This window comes from Kriegella aquimaris, assembly GCF_900103215.1.
GTDB lineage: Bacteria > Bacteroidota > Bacteroidia > Flavobacteriales > Flavobacteriaceae > Kriegella > Kriegella aquimaris.
The window spans coordinates 132,022-138,901 of sequence record NZ_FNGV01000016.1; the positions used below are offsets into that span (position 1 = coordinate 132,022).

Consider the following 6,880-nt stretch of genomic DNA (forward strand, 5'->3'; position numbering starts at 1 on the left):
GCGGGCTGTTGAAGAAGGTAAAGAAGTATTAATTTGAAATAAAGTTAAAATGAAACAATCATTATTTGTTCTTTTTTTCTGTCTTGTTCTTTCATGCAAGCAAAGTGGGCAAAACAAGAGCGCCCAAGCAATGCTACAGAAAGGTGCAGCGGCACCGGCCAAAGTTGAAGTAAGCCAAAAAGGCAAGAAATATCGATTGTTGGTCAATGGTGAAGAATTTTTTATAAAAGGTGCAGGACTTGAATTTGGTAATGTGTCTGCATTAGCCGAACACAAGGCAAATTCATTTAGAACTTGGCGTACTGAAAATGGTCAAAAATCGGCCAAGGAAGTACTTGACGAGGCCCACAAAAATGGCATAATGGTGACCATGGGTATTGAAGTTGGTAGGGAGCGCCACGGATTTGATTACAATAAAGAAGAAATGGTACTAAAACAACTCAATGATATTAAGAAAGAAATAATGACCCTAAAAGATCATCCAGCCTTGTTAATATGGGGTATAGGTAACGAGCTTAACCTTCATTATAAAAACCCAAAAGTATGGGATGCCGTGAATGATATTTCCAAAATGATTCATGCTATAGACCCTAACCACCCTACTACAACCAGTCTAGCCGGTTTATCTCAAAAGGAGGTGGACTTTATTAAAGAAAGGTGCCCAGACCTAGATATTTTGTCGGTACAGATGTATGGTGATCTGCCCAACTTACCCAATTTGATCAAGAAGTTTGGGTGGGAAGGTCCGTATATGGTAACCGAATGGGGAGCTACAGGGCATTGGGAGGTGCCGACTACTGCTTGGGGAGCACCTATTGAAGAGAATAGTTCAGTTAAGGCCAATAACTACTTAAAGCGATATCAAGGGGGGATAGCTGCCGATTCACTGCAATGCATAGGCTCCTATGTTTTCTTATGGGGAAATAAACAAGAGCGAACGCCGACTTGGTACGGTATTTTTTTGGAAGATGGTAAAGAAACGGAATCCGTAGATGTTATGCATTATATCTGGAACGGCGAATGGCCATCAAACCGCACCCCCATCATAAAAGACTACACACTAGATGGAAAAACAGCTCATGACAATGTGTTGTTGAAAAAGGATAGACAATATGTAGCACAGATTGTAGTAAAGGATTTTGAGAAAGATACTATAGTATATGATTGGGAAATTATGCCAGAGAGCACCGATTTGAAGGAGGGTGGTGATTTAGAAGAAAAACCAGAGCCTATTAACGGTTTGATAGTGTCACAGAAACTAAATAAGGTTACGTTTAAGTCACCAACAAAAGGGGCGTATCGTCTATTTGTCTATGCCTCCGATGGCAATAATCAGGCGGCTACTGCCAATATTCCATTTATGGTCGAGTAAATTAGCCAGTGCTATGTATAAAGATTATAATACGAAGTTAACCATTTCTTTATGAATCTGTAATAGAGACCGTTTGGGGAATCTAGATTAAAATTAACTCAACGTTATATCCCTTGACATTGCATGTCGATGCCGCTGTTGGATCGACTTTCATACATATGTATTGGTATAGTAATAAATGCATATATATAGCCATAAATTCAAATATATTTTGGCCGAGTTCATTTCAATATTTGTCCCAAGCCCTGCGGAAGTCATGCAATCCCTCCACTCCGTTCCTTCCCATGCGGACATGCTTCGCCAGTCCGAAGGTTCAGTCTTTCCGTTCCAGTTTTTCACGACCCCCTCGCGGCCGCACAAAAGCACAAGCTGTAAAAAAAACCGCTTGCCCTTTCTTTCCCCTGCCCACAAAAAAACTTGAATATTCCCATATTTCCTTGATTTTCTGAATACCATATCAGACCATTTATATTTTGTATTTGTACCCATATGATTCGATATGGTCTCATATGATTTTATAAGTTAAATAATTGATTATAAGCTATTTGTATCCGAATATGATTGCCTATATTTATCCGTGGAACGGATAGCAAGCTGTATTCTAAGTAACTTAGAATTGTCTACTTCTGACGAAGTGTTTTGCCTTAAAAAGCAACGAAAATGGAACAAAGGAAAAGGGGCCGAAAACGATTGGGAAACAACAAGCGGTACCATAACGTGATGTTGCGGTTCAACGACAAGGAATATGACAAATTGAGGCTGATCTGCGAATCGTATCATCTTGATATTCTTGAAAGAGGAACGATAAGTCCGTTGCTGAGAAGATTGGTCCTGCAACAAGAAGCCGAAGAAAAGGAAAGGCTTCCCGACACTTCAAATCTTGCCTATCACATCAACAAGATAGGCAACAACATCAACCAACTGGTCAAGATAGCCCACCATAAGAACCTTAGAAGCCCCAATTCGAGCCTCGAACCGGAAATAAAAAGGTCCAACGAACTGCTGTACACACTTTTGGAAATTACGATGGAATTATTTACAAGATGATAGGACAGATCATATATGGCGAAACCTGTAAGGGCACATTGAATTATGTCTTCGGAAAAGAAGGTATGCAAATACTCGGTTACGGCAACACATTTTCCCAAAGTGTATCGCCAAAGTTCTTCGGGAGCGTGCTCCATTTTCAGGGACAGCGCAACGCCACCAAGAACCGCTATGCCCATATCAGCCTGAACCTTCCACACGGGGAACACCTTGATGACAATACTTTCCTTAAAATCTCCGAAGAGTACATGGATAATATGGGCTATGGGGAGCAGCCCTATGTAGTGGTCAGGCACAACGATACCAAACACGAGCACGTACATATCGTAACGACCAACGTGAAGGAAGATGGAAAAGTACTCGGCATCTTCAACAGCTATCGGAGGAACATCGCGACCCATCAATACCTGGAAAAAAAGTACGGACTATCCCCATCGCCAAGCACCAGGGAAGAAAGACAACTTCCGCTGTACAGATTGCCCGAACTACAGTTCGGCATGGATGCAGAAAAAGGAACGAAATATTATTTGCAGGACGTGCTGAACGGCATCAACCAAAAATACAAGGTGCAGAGTTTCGAGGAACTGGCAATACTGGTCAGGCCCTATCATATCGAAGTAAGAACCACCAAGAACGAAACGGGAAGGATAGGGGTCGCATACGGACTGAACAATCAAAAGGGCTACCGGACACGGTTCATCAACGGCTCTACGGTACACCGGGACCTGAGCGGCCCGAAACTGCAAAAGGTCTTTGATGTACATTCCAAATCGAAGCTATTGCCCATGCACCGCAAACGCCTGTTGAAACAGATAGGGACCACCTATGGCCTTTTTCAAACTATCCAACCCAACGAACTGGCGGATATCCTTAAGGAATATCAGGACATCGATATAAAACTGGACATGCAAGAAGAAGTTATCGAGGGGTTTACCATCTATGACAGATCACAATATGTTTTCAGGGAAAAGGAACTTGGCAAAAATATCCGAATGGATAATCGCAAGGATGTTTTCGGGAACTGCAACGAACCTACGAAAATCGATACCGAAAGCAAACAGTTCAAACTGGAAATCCAAAAACTGATAAAAGAGGCGCTAATAACATCCTATCTAAAATCTCCGAAACAGGAAGGTTTATTCTCGGAACATATAATGGCCAAGAAATCCGATGATATCTACAATACACTAACTGCATCCAAAACTTACAAATTCCTTGAGCGCTATATTCCAAATAACAGAAAAGTATTGTTCATGGAAGCGATTGAAAGGGAGTTCCCTATAGTAAAGGAAAGATTGCATGAACTGGAAATCAGAAAGGAAGAGGAAACCTTGGAAAATAAATTTAAGCTCATCGGGAAGGTGTTGAAAAAGGATATTTTCAATGTCGGTACGAAACAGGGGAGTGTTCGGCTCTTGTTCCAAGCTTTGGGCGTAAAGTATAGTGAGAATAAGTTGTCCTTTACCGATTCGAACAGGCATACAGTTCCCGTAAAGTTAGGCAAACTGCCTTTTTCCGAGGCCATGGAGAACTATGTAACCACTGGTTTCGTACGTCAAAACCATTCGGTGCTGGAAATGTTATCGGACCAGTCTCCCGAAAAAAGCTCCAAGTTGACGGCATCGGCAATTTTCCTGCCCATGATATTCCCGAATCTTTATGAAAAAATGAATCCGGTTTACAAAAAGCAATATGAAATTACCGCTTTGGGTTCCTATGTAAAAAATGCCGAGCGGATGCACGCACCCTTTGAAAAATCCCCCAAGGACTATATCGCCCATTTCAATGCCAAGGGGTTCTATTTTGTAAAGGGGGAGAAGGGTTTCGAGGTCAAATCCATTTATACAAACAACAAAACAAGCTGCCCATTGCCGAAGAGAACGGGCCAGTATTTGAATACCGTTCCAAATCACACCGAAGCATTAAAAGGACAACGAAGCGTCATCAACGGCCTTGTTGAAGATGGCAGGAACAACCTTGAAAACCTATGGGCGGGACACCTAATGGAAAGGGGAATGTACAACAAGGTCGCCTTTATGCTGACGGCCGAAAAAGTATACCCGAATATGCATCGTGAAATGGTGCAGCACCATATGGATAGCGGACTTCGCGAAAGCGTGAACGCAGCATCGGCGAGGCATTCCAATATCCAGCAAAACCGAATGCTCAGAAAAGGCGTTTATGCCATCAGTTCGTTATTGGGAAATAGGAGGAGGTCGAAAGAGGTCTTTAACGGTTTCAAGGACGAATTTACGGATTGGTCGAAATTTAAGGGGAAAGGTATAGGACTATACTAGTCAAACTCAAACATTCTTTTGAACATGTAATTACGTGCTCCGCAGGGTACTTTCCGATGGATAGGGAGAAAAAAACTAAAAAGTTTTGAAATCTGGTTAAATCATTTCATAGTAAGAAAATGAATAAACCCTCTCAAACTAAATCATATAGCACCAAATCACATCAATTTATGAGTGCAAATTGAGTGCAAATAAAAAAAGCTTTAAAGATTTTCATCCTTAAAGCCTTGATAATGAAGTGATGGCACTAGGATTCGAACCTAGGACCGCCTGCTTAGAAGGCAGGTGCTCTATCCAGCTGAGCTATGCCACCATTATGTTCTCACTAGGTCTATTGCGCTTGCTTAGAAGGTAGATATTCAATCCAGCTGAGCAAAGCGACCTAGTTACCCATTCTTAGAAAAAATCCAAAAATGTGCCGCGAAGTTACTAAAAAATCTAGATTAGATACCAGCAAATTCGCTCAAAAAAGAAATAATTGTTAATCTTCGCCATATGCCTTGGCCGATTGCTTGCTAACCCCTAGTCCTTCAATACCCAATTCGACTACATCACCAGATTTTAGATAGCGTGGCGGATTAAAGCCCAGCCCAACACCAAAAGGAGTTCCCGTTGAAATAATGTCACCGGGCAATAAGGTCATAAACTGGCTGATATAACTTATCGAAGTCGGAATATCAAAAACAAAATCGGAGGTATTGCTATTCTGCAACATTTCTCCGTTTACCTTTAACCACAAATCCAAATTGTGCGGGTCACTTATTTCATCGGGGGTAGCGATAAACGGACCTAAAGGAGCGAACGTGTCACAACTTTTTCCTTTGACCCATTGCCCACTGCGCTCAATCTGAAACGCACGTTCGCTATAATCGTTGTGCAGCACATACCCAGCAACATGATCCATGGCTTCCGCTTCGGAAACATAAGATGCCTTTTTACCAATAACTACGGCCAACTCGACTTCCCAATCGGTTTTTTCACTGCCTTTGGGAATGATGACATCGTCATTCGGACCTACGATCGCTGAAGTGGCCTTAAAGAACAGCACAGGCTCCTTTGGCACTTCCATACCACTTTCAGCAGCATGTTTTGCATAGTTTAAGCCAATACAGATTATTTTTGAAGGACGGCACAGCGGCGCTCCCAATCGAACTCCCTCACCGACAACCGGACAGTTATCCGCATTCTTATTCAACCAACCTTTCAACTGTTCTAATCCGTCACCCCCAAAAAAGTCTTCATCATAATCATGTCCGAAACCGGAAACATCAAGTCGCTTTCCATCTTCCAATTGCACTCCGGGTTTTTCATTTCCTATCGCTCCAAATCGTATTAATTTCATAGTATTATAATTATATAGATTGTTCTAATTTCCATTAAGTCTAATAAATCCTCCATCAATTGGAAAATCGGTTCCTGTAATAAACGATGCCTCATCGGAACAAAGGTAAAGTGCCAAGTTAGCTACTTCTACGGGTTTTGCCATTCGGCCAATTGGCTGCGTTTTTGATAATTTCTGAAACATCTCCTCTTCCTTTCCAGGATAATTAGTCTTTATAAATCCATCGACAAACGGGGTATGTACCCGTGCAGGAGAAATACTGTTGCAACGTATGCCGAATTCAAGATAATCTTTGGCCACCGAATAGGTCATAGCGAGTGCGGCCCCTTTTGACATCGAATAGGCAAACCGGTCATTGATTCCTGTATGTGAAGCAATTGAGGCCATATTCAGAATGACACCTCCCTTTTCTTTCATGTTGGGAACAACTGCATTAATGCAGTTGTATACCCCTTTTATATTCACGCTATAAATCTTATCCATATCTCCCTCAGCAGTATTCTCAACATCACCAATATGGGCAATACCCGCGTTATTGATGAGTATATCGATTCGATTCGATTCAGCAATCGATGCTACCACTTTCCTCACTTCAGACTGTTTCGCCACGTTGCAACCATAGGCATACGCATCACCCCCATCATTAATAATAGCTTCTACAGCTGCTTGTGCCGGTTCTAGACTTAACTCGAAAATATGTACAGAAGCCCCTTGTTCAGCTAAAGTTTTTGAAATGGCAAGCCCTATTCCACTGCCGCCCCCGGTGACGATGGCCGTTTTTCCCTTTAAGTCAAATTTCATTTTTATGCGGTGTTAATATTT

General features: G+C 42.0%; 6 protein-coding genes and 1 tRNA gene. 3 read left to right on the top strand and 4 right to left on the bottom strand.

The window, feature by feature from the left end:
• Positions 1–49 precede the first annotated feature (49 nt).
• The gene (locus BLS33_RS21625) at positions 50–1,372 is read left to right on the top strand and encodes a glycoside hydrolase family 2 TIM barrel-domain containing protein (protein ID WP_089894878.1); all 1,323 of its coding nucleotides are present in this window, start codon (positions 50–52) and stop codon (positions 1,370–1,372) included.
• Between the two features lie 150 nt (positions 1,373–1,522).
• Here the strand turns inward: BLS33_RS21625 and BLS33_RS21630 are convergent, their stop codons facing one another.
• Positions 1,523–1,861, bottom strand: a complete 339-nt coding sequence (locus BLS33_RS21630; protein ID WP_089894879.1) for a hypothetical protein — start codon at positions 1,859–1,861, stop codon at positions 1,523–1,525.
• 171 nt (positions 1,862–2,032) lie between these two features.
• Between BLS33_RS21630 and BLS33_RS21635 the strand changes: the two genes are divergently transcribed.
• Together BLS33_RS21635 and BLS33_RS21640 are read left to right on the top strand one after the other, a co-directional pair.
• The gene (locus BLS33_RS21635) at positions 2,033–2,419 is read left to right on the top strand and encodes a hypothetical protein (protein WP_089894881.1); all 387 of its coding nucleotides are present in this window, start codon (positions 2,033–2,035) and stop codon (positions 2,417–2,419) included.
• Positions 2,416–4,716, top strand: a complete 2,301-nt coding sequence (locus tag BLS33_RS21640; protein WP_089894883.1) for a relaxase/mobilization nuclease domain-containing protein — start codon at positions 2,416–2,418, stop codon at positions 4,714–4,716. Before BLS33_RS21635 ends, BLS33_RS21640 begins: the two co-directional genes overlap by 4 nt.
• Positions 4,717–4,955: 239 nt before the next feature.
• On the opposite strand, the gene BLS33_RS21645 is transcribed toward BLS33_RS21640, so the two are convergent.
• The 3 genes from BLS33_RS21645 to BLS33_RS21655 all read right to left on the bottom strand — a co-directional run bounded on the left by BLS33_RS21645 (position 4,956) and on the right by BLS33_RS21655 (position 6,859).
• A tRNA-Arg gene (locus tag BLS33_RS21645) sits at positions 4,956–5,029 on the bottom strand.
• Positions 5,030–5,197: 168 nt separating this feature from the next.
• Entirely contained in the window at positions 5,198–6,058 is an 861-nt protein-coding gene (locus BLS33_RS21650) for a fumarylacetoacetate hydrolase family protein (RefSeq protein ID WP_089894885.1), read from the bottom strand.
• A gap of 24 nt (positions 6,059–6,082) precedes the next feature.
• Entirely contained in the window at positions 6,083–6,859 is a 777-nt protein-coding gene (locus BLS33_RS21655) for an SDR family NAD(P)-dependent oxidoreductase (RefSeq protein WP_089894888.1), read from the bottom strand.
• Between the last annotated feature and the right edge of the window lie 21 nt (positions 6,860–6,880).